Origin of the sequence: Rhizobium sp. K102 (assembly GCF_022385315.1) — a bacterium.
In the GTDB taxonomy this organism is placed as follows: Bacteria; Pseudomonadota; Alphaproteobacteria; order Rhizobiales; family Rhizobiaceae; genus Rhizobium; species Rhizobium croatiense.
In genome coordinates, this window is sequence record NZ_CP092435.1 from 286,246 (window position 1) to 306,231 (window position 19,986).

Annotated in this window: 21 protein-coding genes; 9 read left to right on the plus strand and 12 right to left on the minus strand. The window is 63.0% G+C overall.

The window, feature by feature from the left end; genetic code table 11:
• Positions 1-109 precede the first annotated feature (109 nt).
• From hutG to hutI, 3 genes are all read right to left on the minus strand, one after another.
• On the minus strand, positions 110-940 hold the full coding sequence (gene hutG, locus MHI61_RS05270) for an N-formylglutamate deformylase (protein ID WP_239789488.1): 831 nt from the start codon (positions 938-940) through the stop codon (positions 110-112).
• A gap of 154 nt (positions 941-1,094) precedes the next feature.
• Complete coding sequence (gene hutH / locus MHI61_RS05275; RefSeq protein WP_239789490.1) at positions 1,095-2,630, minus strand: histidine ammonia-lyase; 1,536 nt, start codon at positions 2,628-2,630, stop codon at positions 1,095-1,097.
• Positions 2,627-3,889, minus strand: coding sequence for an imidazolonepropionase (gene hutI / locus MHI61_RS05280; RefSeq protein ID WP_239789492.1), 1,263 nt, complete (start codon positions 3,887-3,889; stop codon positions 2,627-2,629). Before hutI ends, hutH (MHI61_RS05275) begins: the two co-directional genes overlap by 4 nt.
• A 122-nt stretch (positions 3,890-4,011) precedes the next feature.
• Here hutI and MHI61_RS05285 point away from each other — a divergent pair, with 122 nt between their 5' ends.
• Both MHI61_RS05285 and hutC (MHI61_RS05290) read left to right on the plus strand, forming a co-directional pair.
• A complete protein-coding gene (locus MHI61_RS05285) occupies positions 4,012-5,358 on the plus strand; it encodes a formimidoylglutamate deiminase (protein WP_239789494.1) in 1,347 nt (448 codons plus the stop codon).
• 61 nt (positions 5,359-5,419) lie between these two features.
• Complete coding sequence (hutC, locus tag MHI61_RS05290) at positions 5,420-6,142, plus strand: histidine utilization repressor (RefSeq protein WP_239789495.1); 723 nt, start codon at positions 5,420-5,422, stop codon at positions 6,140-6,142.
• Positions 6,143-6,173: 31 nt separating this feature from the next.
• On the opposite strand, the gene hutC (MHI61_RS05295) is transcribed toward hutC (MHI61_RS05290), so the two are convergent.
• Entirely contained in the window at positions 6,174-6,929 is a 756-nt protein-coding gene (gene hutC / locus MHI61_RS05295) for a histidine utilization repressor (RefSeq protein ID WP_239789496.1), read from the minus strand.
• Between the two features lie 191 nt (positions 6,930-7,120).
• Between hutC (MHI61_RS05295) and MHI61_RS05300 the strand changes: the two genes are divergently transcribed.
• The 5 genes from MHI61_RS05300 (at position 7,121) to hutH (MHI61_RS05320) (ending at position 11,798) form a co-directional block, all read left to right on the plus strand.
• On the plus strand, positions 7,121-7,963 hold the full coding sequence (locus MHI61_RS05300; protein ID WP_239789497.1) for a transporter substrate-binding domain-containing protein: 843 nt from the start codon (positions 7,121-7,123) through the stop codon (positions 7,961-7,963).
• A gap of 105 nt (positions 7,964-8,068) precedes the next feature.
• Entirely contained in the window at positions 8,069-8,794 is a 726-nt protein-coding gene (locus MHI61_RS05305; RefSeq protein ID WP_239789499.1) for an ABC transporter permease subunit, read from the plus strand.
• A gap of 10 nt (positions 8,795-8,804) precedes the next feature.
• A complete protein-coding gene (locus tag MHI61_RS05310) occupies positions 8,805-9,509 on the plus strand; it encodes an ABC transporter permease subunit (RefSeq protein WP_239789501.1) in 705 nt (234 codons plus the stop codon).
• 25 nt (positions 9,510-9,534) lie between these two features.
• Positions 9,535-10,311, plus strand: coding sequence for an ATP-binding cassette domain-containing protein (locus MHI61_RS05315; protein ID WP_040111353.1), 777 nt, complete (start codon positions 9,535-9,537; stop codon positions 10,309-10,311).
• Entirely contained in the window at positions 10,308-11,798 is a 1,491-nt protein-coding gene (hutH, locus tag MHI61_RS05320) for a histidine ammonia-lyase (protein WP_239789503.1), read from the plus strand. Before MHI61_RS05315 ends, hutH (MHI61_RS05320) begins: the two co-directional genes overlap by 4 nt.
• An 8-nt stretch (positions 11,799-11,806) precedes the next feature.
• Here the strand turns inward: hutH (MHI61_RS05320) and MHI61_RS05325 are convergent, their stop codons facing one another.
• Positions 11,807-12,352, minus strand: a complete 546-nt coding sequence (locus MHI61_RS05325; RefSeq protein WP_239789505.1) for a hypothetical protein — start codon at positions 12,350-12,352, stop codon at positions 11,807-11,809.
• Between the two features lie 159 nt (positions 12,353-12,511).
• Here MHI61_RS05325 and MHI61_RS05330 point away from each other — a divergent pair, with 159 nt between their 5' ends.
• The gene (locus MHI61_RS05330; RefSeq protein WP_097606620.1) at positions 12,512-13,249 is read left to right on the plus strand and encodes a phosphatase PAP2 family protein; all 738 of its coding nucleotides are present in this window, start codon (positions 12,512-12,514) and stop codon (positions 13,247-13,249) included.
• 62 nt (positions 13,250-13,311) lie between these two features.
• Here MHI61_RS05330 and MHI61_RS05335 read toward each other — a convergent pair whose 3' ends face one another.
• From MHI61_RS05335 to MHI61_RS05360, 6 genes are all read right to left on the minus strand, one after another.
• The gene (locus MHI61_RS05335; protein WP_097606619.1) at positions 13,312-13,650 is read right to left on the minus strand and encodes a helix-turn-helix transcriptional regulator; all 339 of its coding nucleotides are present in this window, start codon (positions 13,648-13,650) and stop codon (positions 13,312-13,314) included.
• Entirely contained in the window at positions 13,647-14,030 is a 384-nt protein-coding gene (locus MHI61_RS05340; RefSeq protein ID WP_097606618.1) for a type II toxin-antitoxin system RelE/ParE family toxin, read from the minus strand. Before MHI61_RS05340 ends, MHI61_RS05335 begins: the two co-directional genes overlap by 4 nt.
• A gap of 165 nt (positions 14,031-14,195) precedes the next feature.
• On the minus strand, positions 14,196-16,757 hold the full coding sequence (locus MHI61_RS05345; protein WP_239789506.1) for an FAD-dependent oxidoreductase: 2,562 nt from the start codon (positions 16,755-16,757) through the stop codon (positions 14,196-14,198).
• A gap of 260 nt (positions 16,758-17,017) precedes the next feature.
• Positions 17,018-17,257, minus strand: a complete 240-nt coding sequence (locus MHI61_RS05350; protein WP_009987796.1) for a hypothetical protein — start codon at positions 17,255-17,257, stop codon at positions 17,018-17,020.
• 11 nt (positions 17,258-17,268) lie between these two features.
• Positions 17,269-17,529: a hypothetical protein gene (locus tag MHI61_RS05355; RefSeq protein WP_010032482.1), complete on the minus strand. Its 261-nt coding sequence runs from the start codon at positions 17,527-17,529 to the stop codon at positions 17,269-17,271.
• The gene (locus MHI61_RS05360; protein WP_239789507.1) at positions 17,530-17,847 is read right to left on the minus strand and encodes an XRE family transcriptional regulator; all 318 of its coding nucleotides are present in this window, start codon (positions 17,845-17,847) and stop codon (positions 17,530-17,532) included. It abuts the gene before it with no gap.
• Between the two features lie 198 nt (positions 17,848-18,045).
• Here MHI61_RS05360 and MHI61_RS05365 point away from each other — a divergent pair, with 198 nt between their 5' ends.
• Entirely contained in the window at positions 18,046-19,107 is a 1,062-nt protein-coding gene (locus tag MHI61_RS05365) for a methyltransferase domain-containing protein (protein WP_239789509.1), read from the plus strand.
• Positions 19,108-19,131: 24 nt separating this feature from the next.
• Here MHI61_RS05365 and MHI61_RS05370 read toward each other — a convergent pair whose 3' ends face one another.
• Positions 19,132-19,974, minus strand: a complete 843-nt coding sequence (locus tag MHI61_RS05370) for an AraC family transcriptional regulator (RefSeq protein WP_077995015.1) — start codon at positions 19,972-19,974, stop codon at positions 19,132-19,134.
• Positions 19,975-19,986 lie beyond the last annotated feature (12 nt).

Here is a 19,986-nt window from a genome sequence, read left to right on the forward strand (position 1 = left end):
GTTCCCCTGTCGAGTGATCGTTATCGTTTCAGGCCCAGAGCATGATGCCGAAAAGTGTCAGCGGTTTTCGGACAACATCATGCTCTAACTATTTAATTTAGAACAGGATTCAGATTTTCGGCCGAACCGGCCTAAAATCATCCTGTTCTAGTGCGATCTGTTCGATGCGCACCAGAATGTCTCTGAGATGGACGCGAAGCCGGTCCGCCTTCGCGGTGTCGTAGGCAAAGGGCGGTGCCTCGGTCTGGAGATGAGTCGACTGCGCGAGCTCCATCTGGATCGCATGCACGCCGGTTTCCGGCCGGCCATAATGGCGGGTCGTCCAGCCGCCCTTGAAGCGGCCGTTGAGCACGCTGTCATAGCCTTCAGCGGCTTCGACGACGGTGAGCGTTGCCTGCTCGATGGCGCCGTCGCAGGTCTTGCCCATATCGGTGCCGATATTGAAATCGGCCAGCTTGCCTTCGAAGAGGAAGGGAATATGCGAGCGGATCGAGTGGCAATCATAGAGGACCGCCACGCCATGGATTGTTCTGACGCGCTCGATCTCGGCGGCAAGCGCGGCGTGATAGGGCGCATGAAAATCCCTGAGCCGGGCGTCAATATCGGCTGCATCGGGCGCCTGCCCATCCTTCCAGATCGCCTTGCCATCGAAGTCCGTTTCCGGGACGAGACCGGTGGTGTTCTGGCCGGGATAGAGGCTGACACCCTGGGGATCGCGGTTGGCGTCGATCACATAGCGGTGGAAGGTGGCGCGCACCGTCGTGGCGCCAGAAAGCAGGCCGTCGTAGAGCTCGTGGATGTGCCAGTCGGTATCGGCGAGGATCCGGCCGTTGTCGTTGAGGCGGTCGTAAATCGCCGGCGGCACGTCTGTGCCGGTATGGGGGAAGGCGAGGATGACGGGGGAGGTGCCTTGGTGGATTTCGAAGACGGGGGTGCTCATGGCAAAAACCCCTCCCCAACCCCTCCCCACAGGGGAGGGGCTAAGGCCAGCCTTACGCTCCGTGTTCAAGAACGACCGCTGCGAGGGCCGCAGGTTAAGCCCCTCCCCCTTGTGGGGAGGGGTTGGCGAGGGGTTTTTTTCGTTCACTATCATCTCAGCCCTCCAAAACCGGCAAGATGCCGGACGAAACCGAGGCATTCAGTGCCCCCGTCGCCACCAGTTCAGCCGCAGCGGCGAGATCGCCCGCCATGTAACGGTCGCTCTCGAGGCTCGGCACCTGGCTGCGGATCGCGGCGATCGCCTTCAAAAGCTCCGGGCTGGTCGCAAGCGGCGCGCGCAGTTCCACGCCTTGCGCGGCGGTCAGCGCCTCGATGCCGATGATACCGAACAGGTTTTCGGTCATGTGCAGGAGGCGGCGGGCGCCGTGGCAGGCCATCGAGACATGGTCTTCCTGATTGGCCGATGTCGGCGTCGAATCGACCGAGGCCGGATGCGACATCTGCTTGTTCTCAGACATCAGCGCCGCCGAGGTGACTTCGGCGATCATCAGGCCCGAATTCAGGCCGGGCTTCTTGGCGAGGAAGGCCGGCAGGCCGTAGGACAGCACCGGATCGACCAGCAGGGCGATGCGGCGCTGCGAGATCGCGCCGATCTCGCAGACGGCGAGCGCGATCTGATCGGCGGCAAAGGCGACGGGTTCGGCGTGGAAATTGCCGCCCGACACAACCGAGTTGTCCGACAGCACCAGCGGATTGTCGGTGACAGCATTGGCTTCGATTTCCAGGGTGCGGGCGACCGAACGCAGGAGATCGAGGCAGGCACCGTCGACCTGTGGCTGGCAGCGGATGCAATAGGGATCCTGCACACGCTCGTCGCCCTCGATATGGCTCTGGCGGATGACGGAGTTTTCGAGCAGGGCGCGCAGCGCGGCCGCGGTATCGATCTGTCCCTTATGGCCGCGCAGCGTATGGATATCGGCATGGAAGGGCGCCGAGGAGCCCATGGCCGCATCGGTCGACATGGCGCCGGTAACGAGGGCCGACTGGGCGGCGCGGTGGGCGCGGAAGAGGCCGGCGAGCGCCAGCGCCGTCGAGGTCTGCGTGCCGTTGATCAGCGCCAGGCCTTCCTTGGCGGCGAGCACGATAGGTTTCAGCCCGGCCCTTTCGAGCGCTGTGGCGCCGGGCAGGCGTTCGCCGGCGAAGAAAGCTTCGGCCTCGCCCATCATCACCGCCGCCATATGGGCGAGCGGCGCGAGATCGCCGGAGGCGCCGACCGAGCCCTTTTCCGGGATCAGCGGGATGACGCCCCTTTCGAGCATGCCTTCGATCAGCCGCACCAGCTCCAGCCGCACGCCCGAGGCGCCGCGCCCGAGCGAAACCAGTTTCAGCGCCATCATCAGCCGCACGATATTTTCCGGCAGCGGCGCACCGACGCCGCAGCAATGCGACAGGATGAGATTGCGCTGCAGCGTGGCGACGTCGGCGCTGTCGATCTTGATCGAGGCGAGTTTGCCGAAGCCGGTATTGATGCCATAGACCGGCGCATTGCCGGCGGCGATCTCGGCGATGCGGGCGGCGGCTTTGGCGATGCCGGCATCGAAGGCGGGATCGAGCCTTGCCGGCGCGCCGGTCCAATAGATGATTTCCAGATCCTTGAGCGAGACGGAGCCCGGGTGGAGCGTGATGGTCATCGACCGTTCCTTTCGCCCTTGAAGACACGTGCATGAAGCGGGTTGAAGCCGATGCGGTAGACGAGCTCGGCAAGGCTCTCGATATTCCAGACGGCGAGATCGGCTGATTTGCCGGCTTCGAGCGTTCCGGTCTCGCCGACGAGGCCGAGCGCGCGCGCACCTTCGCGGGTGGCGCCGGCGATGCATTCCTCGACGGTGAGGCCGAACAGCGTCGCCGACATGTTCATCGTCAGCAGCATCGAGGTGAGCGGCGAGGTGCCGGGATTGCAGTCGGTGGCGATCGCGATCGGCACGCCCGCCCGGCGCAGCGCCTCCACCGGCGGCTTCTGCTTTTCGTGAATGGCGTAGAAGGCGCCGGGCAGCAGGACGGCGACGGTGCCGGCAGCGGCCATCGCGGCAACGCCGTCCTCGTCGAGATATTCCAGATGATCACAGGAAAGCGCGCCATAGGCGGCCGCCAGCTTGGCGCCGCCGAGATTGGAGAGCTGTTCGGCATGCAGCTTGACCGGCAGGCCGAGCGCTTTCGCCTTGTCGAAGACGCGGGCGATTTCGGCTGTCGAAAAGGCGATGCCTTCGCAGAAGCCGTCGACGGCATCGGCAAGGCCGAGATTGTACATGTCGTCGAGACCGGGCAGCACGACATCGTCGAGGTAGTCGCCGTTGCGGCCCTTATACTCCACCGGCGTCGCGTGGGCGCCGAGATAGCTCGTGGCGACACGGACCGGCCTGATATGGCCGAGCAGGCGGGCGCTCTGCAGCATCTTCACTTCGCCGCTCCGGTTGAGGCCATAGCCGGATTTGATCTCGACCGTGGTCACGCCTTCGGCAAGCAGCGTATCGAGCCGCGGCAGTGCTTCGGCGACAAGTTCTTCGACCGACAGCGCATTGGTCGCCTGAACGGAGGAGACGATGCCGCCGCCGGCCCGCGCAATCTCCTCGTAGGTCGCGCCTTCAAGGCGCATCTCGAACTCGCGGGCGCGATTGCCGCCGTGAACGATGTGGGTGTGGCAGTCGACTAGGCCGGGTGTCATCCAGCGGCCTTCGAGATCGACGATTTCGGAGCGTTCGATGGCCGATGCCGGCAGTTCGCTTTCGGCGCCGGCAAAGGCGATGCGGCCATTTTCGGTGAGCACGGCACCCTTTTCGACGATGCCGAGCCCCGGACTATCAGGCGCGAGCGTTGCCAGCCGGGCGTTGCGCCACAGCACCGGCCTGGTATCGGCGGATGGGGTTCCTTCAGAAAAATTGTTCCCGGTCATCAGCTTTGCGCCTTTCCTTATGCCAAAACATGTATATACATAATAAGCAGGTGACAAGAGAAATTTTGCGCGCTCTTCTGGAAAAGAAAGATCGGCGGCGCGGCGGAAGGGGAGAAAAGGCCATGACCATACTTCACGCAGGCACGGCGCTGACGCCGCAAGGCTGGCGGAAGGACGTGCGGCTGACGCTCGAAGCCGGACGCCTCGCCCGGGTCGAGGCCGGCGTTGCCGCCGCACCCGGCGATGATCGCCATGCTCTGATCGTTCCGGCCATGGGCAATCTGCACAGCCACGCCTTCCAGCGGGCGATGGCCGGTCTCGCCGAAGTGCGCGGTCCGGCCAACGACAGCTTCTGGAGCTGGCGCACCGTCATGTACAAATTCGCGCTGGCGATGACGCCGGAGCATGTCTTGGCGGTTGCGGCCAAGCTTTATGCGGAGATGCTGGAGGCAGGCTTTTCCCGCGTCGGCGAATTCCACTATCTCCATCACGACAGGGATGGCGCGGCCTATGCCAATATCGCCGAGCTTGCCGAACGCATCGGAGCGGCGAGCCAGGAGACCGGCATCGGCCTGACCTTGCTGCCGGTCTTCTATGCCCATTCCGGTTTCGGTGGTACGGCGCCGATCGACGGCCAGCGGCGCTTCATCAATTCGCTCGAAAGCTTCGAAAGGCTGATGGAGGGATGCCGTGGCGTGACCGGCCGGCTCGACGGCGCCGAGCTCGGGCTTGCGCCGCACAGCCTGCGCGCCGCAACACCAGAGGAACTGGCGACGCTCGTGCCAATGGCGGGCGACGGCCCGATCCATATCCATGTCGCCGAGCAGGTGAAGGAGGTCGACGATTGCGTCGCCTGGTCGGGAGCGCGGCCCGTGCAATGGCTGCTCGACCATATGCCGGTCGATCAGCGCTGGTGCCTGATCCATGCGACGCATATGACCGAGGACGAGACGCGGCGAATGGCGAAAAGCGGCGCGATCGCCGGTCTCTGCCCGATCACCGAAGCCAATCTCGGCGACGGCGCTTTTGCCGCGCCGCTTTTCCTCGAAGAAGGCGGGCGGTACGGCATCGGTTCGGATTCCAACGTGCGGATCTCCCTGCCGGAAGAACTGCGCCAGCTCGAATATTCGCAGCGCCTGGCGCTGCGCGCCCGCAATGTCGTGGCTGCGCCCGGCGGCTCAACGGCGCTTGCGCTGTACAACCAGGCGCTTGCCGGCGGCGGCGCGGCGCTCAAAGCCCCGGCAGGCATCGCCGAAGGCCATCACGCCGATCTCGTTTCGCTCGATGCCGCCGCCGTTCCTTATCTTTCCGGCGACCAGATCCTCGATCACTGGCTGTTTGCCGGCGGAATTTCCGTCGATTGCGTCTGGGCGCGCGGCCGCAAGCAGGTGGAAGGCGGCCGTCATCTCAAGCGTGAGGCCATCGACCGCCGCTTCCTTGCTGCGATGGGTGAGTTGCTGGCTGGCTGAAAAAGCACTTTTCACGGTGGAGCATTCGATCTAGATCGGGAAACCAAATCGGAACGTGGCGATGAATCAAAGCAGGGACCCCACCTTGCATCAGCGCATCCTGAGCGACATCGAGGGCCGTATCGTCTCGGGCGAATGGCCGCCGGGTCACCGTATCCCCTTCGAGGTCGATCTCGCCACCCAGTATGACGTCTCGCGGATGACGGTGAACAAGGTGCTGACCCAGCTCGCCAAGGCCGGCCTGATCGAGCGCCGCAAGAAATCCGGCAGCTTCGTCACCCAGCCGCAGGCGCAATCGGCGGTTCTCGAAATCCACGACATCAAGGCCGAGGTGCAGTCGCTGAACCTGCCCTATTCCTATGCGGTGTCGAAGAAGACGAGCCGCAAGGCCAAGGCGGAAGACAGTCGCCGGCTGGAACTGCCTGTGGCGTCCTCGGTCGTCGAGGTGGTCTGCATCCACAATGCCGGCGCACGGCCTTTCTGCCTGGAGGAGCGGCTGATCAGCCTTGCGACCGTGCCGGAGGCGGCCGATGCCGATTTCCTGACGGTGGCGCCAGGGCCGTGGCTGCTCAACCAGGTGCCGTGGAGCGCCGCCGAGCACAGGATCCACGCCGTCTCCGCCAATGCCGAGGTGGCCGCCGCCCTCGACATCGCCCGCAACGCCGCCTGCCTGGTGGTGGAGCGCCGCACCTGGAGCGGCGCCGGCCCGGTGACCCATGTGCGCTTCACCTATCCCGGCGATCGTCACGCGCTGGTGGCGCGGTTCACGCCGGCGTCACAATAGGCAAGGTTCCATATACAAGATAACGGGTGTTTTAGTCTTCGAACACCTTGCCGCTGCGCGCTTCGAGCCGGTAACGATAGCCGGGATAGACGAGGCGGGCGGTCGAAACCACCTGTTTGGCCGACCATGTGCGCCGGCGGATCGTCAGGCAGGGCTCGCTCTTCAGAATGGTCAGGAGCTTGCATTCCCAGGCCTGCGGCATCGCCGCCTCAACGACGTGCTCGGAGCCGCTGAGCGGGGCGGCGGCCGTCAGATAGGCGTTCGGCGTCAGCGTCGTGAAATCCTGCTCGAGATATTCGGGTGCGGCCTCCGGATGGACGAACCGGTCCTCGATCTGCACCGGAACGCCGTTTTCGCTGTGAACGATCAGCGAGTGGAAAACGGCGGCGCCGATTGCCAGTTCCAAGGCGTCGGCAATCTCGGGAGAGGCGGTTTCCCGGGCGAGAATGACGACGGCCGCCTCGTGGATATGGCCGCGTTCGGCGATTTCCTCGGCGATGTTGCGCACCTCGAACAGCGCCGAATAACCCTTGCGCTCGGCGACGAAGGAGCCGACGCCCTGGATGCGCACGAGCTCGCCCTCATTGGCGAGTTCGCGCAGCGCCCGGTTGGCGGTCATCTTGCTGACGCCGAGTTCGACGACCAGCTCGTTTTCCGACGGCACGCGGTATTTCGGTGGCCATTCGCCGCTGTGGATGCGATCGAGGATCACCTGCTTGACGCCGGCATAGAGCGGCGTGCTGTCATTTCCCGCCAGGTCGCGCTTCATCTCGCCGGACCGCTTCATTGCCTATTCCTTATGCACGGATTCAATTTGCCACATAATCGACTTTCCTCTTGCATATCACAAATTTTCTCATATGGTACCATATACAACCTCCCAATCGGTCCTGGAGACGAAAATAGGACGGAAAGGGCAAGCCGGCGGAGATCGGCGGTGCCGCAAGGTCTGTTTCAACTCCAGAGGAGAATTCATCAATGAAATTTAGCGCCATCCTGTTTTGCGGCGTTGCCGCTCTTTCCGCCTTTGCCGCCCCCGCCTTTGCCAAGGACTGGACGAAGGCGAGCATCACGCTTGAAGGCGCTTATGCGCCGTGGAACCTCACCAATGCCGACGGCACGCTCGGCGGCTTCGAGCCGGAGCTTGCCAAGGTGCTCTGCGAGCGCGCCAAGATCGAATGCACGCTCGTCGCTTCCGACTGGGACGGCATGATCCCGGCGCTCAATGCCGGCAAGTTCGACGTCATCATGGATGCTCTGTCGATCACTGAAGAGCGCAGGCAGATCATCGACTTCACCATCCCCTATGCCGCCACGCCCGCTGCCTTCGCCGCGGCCAAGGACAGTCCGCTGGCCAATGCCGCCGGCACCGGCGCCACGATCAAGATGACGCCCGGCCAGACCGGCGTGAAGGAGATCGACGCGCTGAAGGAACTGTTCAAGGGCAAGGCGATCGGCATCCAGGCGGCGACCGTCTATGCCAAGTTCGTCTATGACAACTTCGGCGATATTGCCGAGATCCGCGAATACAAGACCGGTGCCGACCGTGACCTCGACCTGCAGAACGGCCGCATCGACCTCGGCTTCGATGACGCCGTCTATTTCGCCAATGCCTTCAAGGCCGCCAACGGCGCGCTTGCCTTCACCGGTCCGGAGATCGCCGGTCCGATCTGGGGCGAGGGTGAAGGCCTCGGACTGCGCAAGGCCGATACGGATCTGCGTGACAAGCTCAACGTGGCGATCAAGTCGGCGCTTGCCGACGGCACGGTCAAGAACCTCTCGATGAAGTGGTTCAAGATGGACGTCAGCCCCCAGCAGTAAGCGTTTCGGCCCTTCGGCCGCAGACACGGGTCTCCGGCTTCATCGCCGGGGACTGCGTGTTATTGTCAATCCACAAAACACTGCCGCGGACGGGGAACGGACGATATGGCAAGTTTGGAACTGCTTGGCTTCGGCTCGACGGGATGGGGCGCGCTGCTTATTTTCGCCGCCTTGATGACGCTCGCCGTCACCGCGACGGCGCTGGCGATCGGCGCGGTGCTGGGCGCGATCGTCGCGGGTGCGAAGCTCTCCGGCAATCCCCTCTTCGTGGCGCTCGGCAATGTCTATACGACCGTGTTTCGCGGCGTGCCGGAACTGCTGATCATCTATCTCATCTATTTCGGCGGCTCCTCGGCCGTCACCTCGATCGGCAAGGCGATGGGTTACGAAGGCTTTCTCGGCCTGCCCTCCTTTGCCGCCGGCGCGCTTGCCGTCGGTATCATCTCCGGCGCCTATCAGGCGGAGGTGTTCCGCGGCGCTTTCCTCGCCATTTCCAAGGGTGAGCTCGAAGCCGCTTCGGCGATCGGCATGCATCGCGGCATGCGCTTCCGTCGCATCATCATCCCGCAGGTGCTTCGCTTCGCCATTCCCGGCCTCGGCAATGTCTGGCAGCTCAGCCTCAAGGATTCCGCACTGATCTCGGTCACCGGTCTTGCCGAGCTGATGCGCACCAGCCAGGTGGCGGCGGGTTCGACCCGGCAATATTTTCTGTTCTTCATCGCCGGCGGCTGCCTCTACCTGGTCCTGACCAGCCTTTCCGACCGCATCTTCAACGGCGCGGAGCGCCGCGCCAATCGCAGCATGCCGGCCTCCGCCATGGGCCAGGCGTAAGGAGGCGATGATGGATTTCACCTTTCTCGCCTCGACCATGGTAACGCTGCTGAAAGCCGTGCCGACGACGCTGATCCTGTTTTCGCTGTCGATCTTCTTCGGCGGCCTGCTGGCGCTCGTCATCGTCACGATGCGGGTCAGCGGCAACCGCTATCTGTCGGGTTTCGCCAAGGGCTATATCTTCGTCTTTCGCGGCTCGCCGCTCTTGATCCAGATGTTCCTGGTCTTCTACGGCCTCGGCCAGTTCGGCGTCATCCGCTATTCCTTCCTCTGGCCGTTCCTGCGCGAGCCGATGGTCTGCGCCGTGCTGTCGCTGGCGCTCTGCACGGCCGGCTACACGGCGGAAATTTTTCGCGGCGGCATTCGCGCCGTTTCGCCGAAGGAGATCGAGGCGGCGCGCTCGATCGGCATGTCCGGCTTCCTGATGGTGCGGCGCATCCTTGCGCCGATCGCCTTCCGCCACGCGCTGCCGGCCTATTCCACCGAGATCGTGCTGATGATGAAATCGACGGCGCTCGCCAGCCTCGTCACCGTCTGGGAGGTCACCGGCGTCGCCCAGCGGCTGATCTCGCAGACCTACCGGACGATGGAAGTCTTCCTCTGCGCCGCAATCATCTATCTCGTCCTCAACTTCATCATCCTGCAGGGCATGGCCCTGCTGGAATATTCGCTCTCCCGACACCGCCGCGCGGCCCCGCAGCCGCTGAGGGCGTAAGCGATTTGACCTGATTGGAGCTACCATGCCAGGCGTAACCCGACTTTCGGTCCGCAATATCCGCAAGAGCTTCGGCACGCACGAAGTGCTGCGCGGCATTTCCCTCGATGCCGAGGATGGCGATGTGATTTCGCTGCTCGGCGCCTCCGGCTCCGGCAAATCGACCTTTCTGCGCTGCATCAACCTGCTCGAAACCGCAAGCGACGGCGAGATCTGGGTCGATGGCGAGCACATCGAGATGGTTCACAAGAACGGCAAGACAAGGCCGGCGAGCCAGAAGCAGGTCGACCATATCCGTTCCGAACTCGGCATGGTGTTCCAGTCCTTCAATCTCTGGTCCCATATGACCATCCTGCAGAACGTCATCGAAGGCCCGATCCATGTGCTGAAGCGGCCGCGCGCCGACTGCATCGCCGAGGCCGAAGCGCTGCTCGAAAAGGTCGGCATCGCCGACAAACGTCACGCCTATCCCGCCCATCTCTCCGGCGGCCAGCAGCAGCGCGCCGCGATCGCCCGTGCTTTGGCGATGAAACCGAAGGTGATGCTTTTCGACGAGCCGACCTCGGCGCTCGATCCGGAACTTGTCGGCGAGGTGCTGCGTGTCATGCGCGCGCTTGCCGAGGAGGGCATGACCATGCTCGTCGTCACCCATGAGATGAGCTTTGCCCGCAATGTCTCGAACCGCGTCGTCTTCATGCGCGAGGGGCTGATCGAAAGCAGCGGCAAGCCGGATGAAATGTTCACAACAGGCGCGACCCCCGCCTTCCGCCAGTTCATCGGCCATTTCGGAACAGGCCAATGACGATCACCATCGATCAAGTGCTGACCTGGCGCGATGTCGCGCGCGTCGGGGCAGGGGAAGCGCTCGCATTGTCGCCGGCCGCCTGGGCGCGGGTTGAGCAGGCAAGCCGCATCGTCGAGCGTATCGTCGAAACCGGCGTTCGCGCCTATGGCGTCAATACCGGCGTCGGGGCGCTCGCCGATACGGTCGTCGACCGGGCCTCGCAGAGCCTGTTGTCGCGCAGCATCGTGCTCAGCCATGCCTGCGGCGTCGGTCCGTTGCTTGGATCCCGCGAGGTGCGCGCCATCATCGCCGCGCAGATCGCCAATTTCGCCCATGGCCATTCCGGCGTGCGGCGCGAGATCGTCGAGTATCTCACAGCTTTGCTGGAGCATGATTGCATTCCCGACGTGCCGTCGAAAGGCTCGGCCGGTTATCTCACTCACAATGCCCATACGGCACTGGTGCTGATCGGCGAAGGCAGCGCCAGGCTCACCGGCCGGCGCATGAACGGCCGTGAGGCGCTGGCGGCGATCGGCCTTCAGCCGTTGGTGCTCGGCGCCAAGGAGGGCTTGAGCCTCGTCAACGGCACGGCCTGCGCCACCGGGCTCACCGCCACGGCGCTATTGCGCGCCGAACGGCTGCTCGACTGGGCCGACACCATCGCGGCACTGACGCTGGAAGCGGCAGGCTGCCAGATCGCCGCCTTCGACGAGGCGGTGCTCGCACTGCGCCCATCGGCCGGGATCGAAAAGGTCGGCGCCACACTGCGAGCCCGCCTCCAGGGCAGCGGCCTTGTCGCTGCCGCCCTCGGCCGGCGCACGCAGGATGCTCTCAGCCTTCGCTCGGTGCCGCATGCTCATGGCGCCGCCCGCGATGTCTTCGATAATTCCGCTCGCATCGCCGATCAGGAGCTTGCCTCGGTGACGGACAATCCCGCCGTCTCGGGTACGCCCGAAAATCCGATCGTCTGCTCAGAGGCGCATGCGGTCGCGCCCGCGCTCGGGCAGGCGGCCGACGGCCTTGCCATCGCGCTGGCGCAGATCGGCGCGATCAGCGAACGGCGCACGGATCGGCTGGTCAATCCGCTGGTCAGCGGCCTGCCGCCGTTTCTGGCGAGCGATGCCGGCAGCCATTCCGGCTTGATGATCGCGCAATATACCGCAGCCGCCCTCTGCAATGAGAACCGCCGGCTTGCCGCGCCCGCGGCCATGGACGGCGGCCTGACTTCCGGCCTGCAGGAAGATTTCCTCGCCCATCCGACAGCCGCCGCCGGCAAGCTGCAAGCCGTCATCGACAATGCCGAATATATCCTGGCGATCGAACTGATGGCGGCTGCCCAGGCGCATGATTTCCTGGCGGCGACGGCACCACGGGCGGCGGGCACGGATCTCGTCTATCAGGCGGTGCGCCAGTGCATCTCCCATTATGGCGACGAGCGGCCGCTGAACGGTGATATCGAGGCCGTGCGCAGCCTGATCCGCGAGACAGCGCCGCCAGCCGTTTAGGCGAGCTGTCAGAAAGGTTTACTCGTTGCCGAATCCTGCTTGGCCGGCTCGCCGTCTTCGAGGCGCTTGAGGCATTGAGAGAAGGTGGGATAGAGCTGATCCACCCGTGAGAGCGGCAGCGTCCAGTCGCCTTCGTCGCCGGCAAAGGTCAGTTGCACGTCAGGGGTTCCGGCAAAGGAATTCTTGATGATCTTTTTCAGGCCGGCGCTTCCCTTGCTGCCCATCGGCCAGAGGCGAAGCGTGGTCTTGTCGAAGAATTCGGCGGCGATCACTTTCGTCACGTCGCGATCGATCAGCGTCACCTCGGTCTTGGTGCCGACCGGAATGTCCCAGGTGTTTTTTGTCACCAGCCAGAAGGTTTCGGTGGCGCTCTGGCGGAATTCCATGGTTTTGCCGATCTCGCTGTTCCACAGCAGCCGGCAATAAGGATGCGGGCTTTCATTTGCAAAGCCGACCGACCATTGTCTCGCGCCGCCCATCCATTCGGTCTCTGCGAAGGCGGAGACCGGCGGCAGGACGGCTGCCATCAGAACCATCGCGGTCAGAATTTTCATCGCCGAAACCTCTCCCAGGACAACCGGCTCCAGCCATAGCAAAAGAAGGTTGAGCTTTTGCTACCGGGATGCCTGCAAATGCTGCAAGGTCTTGAATTTGCGGCTCGCCTTGCCGATCTGGCGGGTATCGGCGTATCAGAAGGGAGTTCGACGGCAGGTATGAGTGAGGTTCAACGACGCGGATTTTTGGCGAGACTCAGCGCATATGAGCCGCTGACATTGATCACCATGGCATCCATCGCCGGCGGGCTGTTCCTGCTGCAGCGGCTGACGAGCGAGGTTCTCGAGGGCGAGACATTCCGCTTCGATGAGGCCATCCTGCTGGCGCTGCGCCGGGCGGACGATCTTGCCGTGCCGGTCGGCCCCGGCTGGCTGACGCATGCCTTCGACGATATCACCAGTCTCGGCGGTGTCACCGTTCTCTCGCTGCTGACGGTTCTCATCACCGTCTATCTCCTGCTCGATCGGCGCTGGCCGATAGCGCTCTTCATCTTTTCCTCGGTGCTGACAGGATGGCTGGCGAGCACGACGCTGAAGATCCTCATTGCGCGGCCGCGGCCCGATATCGTGCCGCATCTCGTCGAAGTCAGCGACCTTAGCTTTCCCTCCGGCCACGCCATGGTCTCGGCGGTGACCTATCTGACGCTCGGCGCCCTGGTCGCACGCACGCAGCGTTACCGCTCGACGCGGATTTTCGTGATGGCAGCAGGCGTTTTCCTCGCCGTCATCATCGGATTGAGCCGGATCTATCTCGGTGTCCACTATCCCACCGACGTCTTCGCCGGATGGTGTGCGGGCGCGCTCTGGGCGCTCGGCTGCTGGCTGATCTCGAAACGCTTCGTTCCGAGCCGAGCCCCCGATGATGCCGCTGAAGCCGGAAACGGCGACAGGCGGTAGCGCCTCTACATTCGACGCCGCCTGCCAACGAATAATGAGTATCTCGGCCGGGGCCGTTCTCGTTAAGCCGTGACGGCATTGAAGGTTATGTTGCCGGCTTCTCCGGCCTTGGCATGAGGCCTTACGACAATTTCAACGTCCTGGTTGAAAGCTGTCAGGAAGCTCATGAGGCGTTCAACGGAGTATTCCCGGAAATGCCCCCGGAAGAGGCGGGACACTTCCGGCTGAGTGATGCCCATAATGGTTCCGGCCTTGGCCTGGTTGAGTTTGCGCTCGTTGACGAGGCGGTGCAGGGCCGCCACAATCTGCGCTTTCAAGAAGTGGTTTTCGGCGTCCGGTAGCCCCAGCTCCGCAAAGATGTTGGGGTGGCCGGCATGAACCTCGACATGTTCGGTTTTCATCGCTTGCGCTCCTCATTTTGTTTGGCTGCATAATGGGCTTCCGCGTCGCGGAACCGGTGCTTGATCAGCTCGATATCGCTCTGAGGGGTTTTGATGCCGCGCTTGGACTTCTTCTTGAAGCAGTGCAGCACATAAACGGCCGTTTCAAAACGAACCGTATAAACGGCGCGGTAGGTATCGCTGTCGTGGTCTTCGACCAGCTCCACTATACCATTGCCGAGTCCCTTGAGCATCTTTGCCGATGGAGGGTGTTGCCCCGTCTGTGCCAGAAACAGCTCAAAGCCAAAAGCTTCCTGCACTTTGGGCGGAAACTCCGCATAGTCTTTGCGGCTCGACGCTATCCAAAGGAGCGGTCGGGTAGGGCGGGGTAGATTTTCCATCTGATGCAATTATGAGTAAAGACTCATAATGTGTCAAGCCGCATTCGCTGGCAGGACATTAAGTGTGGGAGCTTTCTCGCCTCATCGATACCGCTTTCATCTGAGGAAAAAGCGGGTCAGTGTTTGTGGCGCCCCATCCCTGCGGCGCCACAAGTGCTTGAGCGCTTAGGTGCGCGGCTTCAGGTTTTCCGGGTCATAGATCGGCTTGTAGCCGACGCCGACGACTTCCACCGGATAGGTCTCGGCAAAGTATTCGACATTCAGCTTGCGTCCGACCTGGCAATGGGACCAGGGCAGGTAGGCGAGCGCAATGTTCTTGCCGACCGTCGGGCCGTAGGCGATCGAGGTCGTGTAGGAGCGGCGGCCGAGCTCGTCGACCAGGACCTCGCCGGTGGCGGGATCGACGACCGGCAGGTTGCCGAGCGGATAACGCTTGACGCCCGACTTGTCGGTATTCTCGGTCATCACGAGCGTGCAGAGCATGGCCGGCTGGTGCTCACGCGCCTTGTATTCGAGATGTTTTGCCTTGCCGCGGAAATCGGCTTCCTTGACCTTCGGACGGGCGAGATCGGCTTCGATCAGGTTGTACTGGGTCAGCAGGTCGGCGTTCTGCAGGCGCAGGCTCTTTTCCATGCGGCGCGAGTTTGCATAGGTTTCCACACCGAAGGCCATCACGCTGGTCGAGCGCAGTGCATCCCAGACGGCGAGGCCGTCTTCGTACTTCATGTGCAGTTCCCAGCCCTGCTCGCCGACATAGGAGATGCGGAAGGCGGTGACCGTCTTGCCGGCGATTTCGATCGGCTTGATCGCCGCGAAGGCGAAGTTTTCTTGATCGAGACCGGCCGGATCGGCCACGACCTTCTTCAGCGTGTCGCGGGCGTTCGGACCCCAGATGCCGACCGTCACGAATTTTTCCGAGACGTCGGTGATCGTCACGTCGAGGCCGCGGTCCTGGGCGACGCGCTTCATATAGTGCAGGTCGCGCGGGCCGGCATCGGCGCCGTTGACGAGACGGCAGCGGTCGGCCATGCGGAAGACGGTGAAGTCGGCGCGCACCATGCCTTCGTCGTCGAGGAAGTGGGTGTAAACGCCCTTGCCGATGTTGGCATCGCCGCCGATCTTGGCGGCGCACAGCCATTCCATCAGCTCGACATGGTCAGGTCCCTCGATATCGACCATGTGGAAGTGGCTGAGATTGACGATGCCGCAATCCTCGCTCATCGCCAGATGCTCGGCATTCGACACGCGCCAGAAATGGCGGCTGTCCCATTCGTTCTCGCGAACCGGCACGCGGTCGGCGTATTTCTCCAGCAGGTGCTCGTTGGCGGCGTAGCCGTGCGCACGCTCCCACCCGCCGAGCTCCATGAAGTAGCCGCCCAGCTCCTTTTCGCGCTCGTAGAAGGGGGAGCGCTTGGCGTTACGGCCGGACAGATAGGGCTCGCGGGTGTGAACGGCGGGGAAATAGATCTTCTGAGCGGCTTCGTAGCAGCGGCCCTCGATGAATTCTTCCGTCAGCTGATGCGGATAGAAGCGGGCGTAGTCGATGCTGTTGTGATCGATTTCGGTACGGCCGTCGGTCATCCAGTCGGCGATCAGCTTGCCGTAACCCGGGCCGTCCTTGACCCAGATGGCAACGCAGTACCAAAGACCGCGCACCTTCTGGCTCTCGCCGCAGGATGCGCCGCCGCCGGCGGAAACCTGCAGCAGGCCGTTGAAGGAATGACCTTCGTTATAACCGAGTTCGCCGAGGATCGGCGTCAGTTCCATGGCGCGCTCGAGCGGCTCGATGATCTGCTCCATCTCGAGGTCGCGCTGCGACGGCGAAAGGCGTGCTTCGTGTTTTTCGAGAAGCTCGCGCGGATGGCACATGCGCGGATTGGTGGCTTCGTAATAGCCCCACTCGATCTGGCCGCCTTCGGTCGTCGCCGGGTCGCCGGTGTCGCGCATATAGGCGGAGTTACCCTGGTCGCGCAGCAGCGGGAAGCCGATTTCCTTGCCGGTGCCTTCGAACTCGTTATAGGGGCCGAAGAAGGTGAGCGGGTGATCGACCGGCATGACCGGCAGGTCTTCGCCGACCATCTCGGCGATCAGGCGCCCCCAGAGGCCGGCGCAGACGATGACGTGGTCGGCCATGATGGTGCCGCGATGGGTGACGACGCCCTTGATGCGGCCGCCTTCGACGATCAGCGATTTGGCCGGCGTGTTGCCGAACACCTGCAGCTTGCCGGCCTTTTCGGCGGCATCGACTAGCTTGCCGGCGACGGTCTGCGAGCGCGGGATGACGAGGCCGGCATCCGGATCGAACAGGCCGCCCATCACCTGATCTTCCTCGATCAGCGGGAACTTCTCCTTGATCTCGGAAGGGCTGACATAATGGGCGCGCGTGCCGAAAGCGCGTGCCGAGGACAGCTTGCGCTTGATTTCCTCCATCCAGGCATCGTCGCCGGCGCGCGCCACTTCGAGGCCGCCGATGCGGGCGTAGTGGCCCATCTTCTCGTAGAAATCGATCGAATACTGCGTGGTCCAGACCGACAGATAGTCGTGGCTGGTGGTGTAACAGAAGTCCGAGGCATGGGCCGTCGAGCCGATATCGGTCGGTATGCCCGACTTGTCGATGCCGACGATATCGTCCCATCCGCGCTCGACGAGATGATGCGCGATGGAGGCGCCGACGATGCCGCCGAGCCCGATGATGACGACCTTTGCCTTTTCCGGAAATGCTGCCACGTGCTGTTCCTTCTACTTATGGCACGAATTAAAATAAGCTAGCCGCGCTTGGTTTGCGCTTCACGCATGAGATCCAGAAGCCATGTCAGCCTCGTAAGCGTGTCACGTTTACCGAAGCCGCAAAACCCCCAGGCCTCTTCGCATGGAAGCTGAGATGAGGGCATTATGCCTAAGGCTCATGATCGTCATTGGTCCTACGCCGCCGAGTAACGGCGCAATTGCGCTAGTCCGGATCGCCGCTGAAGCAAAGCGCTTCCTCGTCACGGCGCTGAAATCGCCTTGAGCCGGTCGATATCCACCAGCACGATGTCTTCCGACACAGGCTCGCGATTGTGCAGGCGGAACCATTCGGCCGCTTCGCGCACGCGGTCGCCATGCGGCGATGGATAGGCGCCCAGTCCGAGCACCCATTCGCGCACGGTTTCGCGCTCCATCCGCCCGGCGCGGTATCGGTCGCAGACGGTTTTCGCCGAGGCGACGAGATCATTGATGCTTTTCACGGGGCTATCCCTCAATGCACGGAAGGCTCTTCGTCTTCGAGAAGCGACCGGATGCCGTCGCGTGCCACCACCGCGAGGAATTCGTCGAAAGCCTCCCGATCGGTCGCAAAGGGCTCGTCCCAGCGGATCAGGTCCTCCGACTGGGTGACGACTTCCATCGTCCAGTCCTCGTTGCTGCCGGCGGTTCGAAAGATATCGACGAGCACGGTGATGCCGTCATCGGTGAATTCTCCAGCCAGTTCGGAGTGTTCAAACTTCTGCTTCTTCGTCATTCAGCCGCCAGCGCCGGGAGGGGCGTCGTTTTTGAGATATTCTTCATATTGGACCGTCTCGGTCTCGTTCGTGTCTATAGAAGCCGATGCCGGTTTTGCCAAGCGAACGCCGGCGCCGCCGCCATTCTCCGCGATGAAAAGCACGCCGGCGTCTTCAAGAGCGCGCTTGATATGCTGCAGCGTTCGCGCGTCAGGGGAAAGTTCTCCGGCCTCGAAACCGGCAATCGTCGCCTTGGCTGTCTCAGAGGCTGCGGACAGATCCCGCTTGGACCAGGCGATGAGAGCACGCGCGGCACGGCACTGGGCTGGAGACAGCATGAATATCCACCTGGCATTGAGACTTCTGATCTGGCTCTGGGGCAGCCCTATGAAGATGTGAGCGCGCCCGAAGAAAGCAAGCCGATGAAATTGCTGCGACCTTGGATATCTAGCCTCATTGGGCGATAGGGAGGGTCGATTGACTGCATTTCATTAAAGCCTAATTTAGGGCTCCTTTATCACGCCCGGGAGGTGACGATGCGTGAGCCAGATATGCAGAAACTCGACGCGCTTGTCGGTCGCCTCGTCGGCGATGTCGGCGCTGCCATGTCGGGGGCCTTGGTCGTGCTTGGCGACAAGGTGGGGCTATTCAAGGCGATGGCCGACGGGAAGCCGGTGAGCGTTGAAGAGCTTGCCGCCAAGACCGGGATCAAGGAGCGCTATGTCAGGGAATGGCTGAGCGCCCAGGCGGCCGCGGATTACATCGTTTATGATGAAAAGACCGATCGTTTCAGCCTGACGGCGGAACAGGCGATGGTCTTTGCCGAGGAAAACAGCCCGGCCTTCTTCGTCGGCGCCTTCGAGGTCGTGCAATCCATGTGGATGGACGAGCCGAAGGTCACCGAAGCCTTCCGCACTGGCAAGGGTCTCGGCTGGCATGAACACAGCACCTGCCTGTTCCGTGGCACCGAGCGGTTTTTCCGGCCGGGCTATAACAGCCATCTCGTCAACGAATGGATTCCGGCGCTTGCCGGAATGGAGGAGAAGCTCAAAGCCGGCGCCAGCGTCGCCGATGTCGGCTGCGGTCACGGCGCCTCGACCATTCTGATGGCGCAGGCCTATCCCGCCTCGCGTTTTACCGGCTTCGACTATCACGGCCCGTCGATCGAAAGGGCGAAGGCCGCCGCCAAAGAGGCCGGCGTCGCCGACCGCGTCACCTTCGAGCAGGGCAAGGCGGCCGAATTTCCGGGACGCGACTATGATATGGTCGCCATGTTCGACTGCCTGCACGACATGGGCGATCCGGTCGGCGCCGGCCGGCATGTCAAGGAGACGCTGGCGCCGAACGGCACCTGGCTCATCGTCGAGCCCTTTGCCCATGATCATCTGAAGGACAATCTCAATCCGGTGGGGCGCGTCTATTACGGCGCCTCGACGATGATCTGCACGCCGGCATCACTCTCCCAGGAGGTCGGGCTTGGGCTCGGCGCCCAGGCGGGGGAAATGAAACTGCGCAAGGTGGCGCTCGACGCCGGCTTCAAGCATTTCCGCCGGGCGACCGAAACGCCGTTCAACATGGTGTTCGAAGTCCGCGCCTGAGGACCGGCTGCGCGGCGGCCGGCGTTATTTCGGTCGGCCGATGCTGGCATACATGCCGGTCGTGCGGAATTCGGTGGGATTGGTGCCGTAGACGCGGCGGAAGACTTTTGAGAAATAATTGGCGTCCTCGAAGCCGCACATGATGGCGACTTCCTTGACCGGCAGGAAGTCCGCCTTGGTCAGCAGCTTGACGGCGCGCTGCAGCCGCTGCTGCAGCACGAATTCGGCCGGCGGCACGCCTTCGCTCTCGGCGAAGCTGCGCGAGAAATGGGCTCGGCTGAGGCCGACGATGGCGGCAAGTTCATTGACCGGCAGCGGCTTGTCGAGATTGGCGTTGATATGGTCGATCACCGGCTGCATCAGGCTGAGCTCGGCGGCAAAGGCCGGCGAATTGAAGACGTCGTCATAGAGCGCCATCGCCGCTTCATAGGCGATCGCCGAGGCGGCCCCCGGCGAGGTCGCGCCCTTGACGAGGCGCAGGCTGCAATCGGCGAGATGATCGATGGTCGAAGGCTGCAGCTTCAAGACCGGGCCGGCGGTGGACAGCACCAGCTGATGGATGCGCAGGGTTTCCTCGCCATTCATCGAGATCCAGAAATACTCCCAGCGCTCGCCCTTCTCCAGCCAGTAGCGGTGATTGTGCGGGACGAGCACCAAGAGCGTGTCGCCGCCCTGGAGGCGATAATTGCGATTGAGGTAGCGCAGCCGGCCGCTGCCGCTGATCGTGTGCTGCAGCACGGTGAAGGGCGTCTGGCCGCGCCGTCGACCGTCCCAGTCATAGGTTTCGTTCTCCCGCACTTCATAGCCGGCGCTGGTCGGCATGGCGTGCAGACGCTGGCGGCCGCGGGGCAGCGAAACCGTCCTCATCGACTGTCCGTT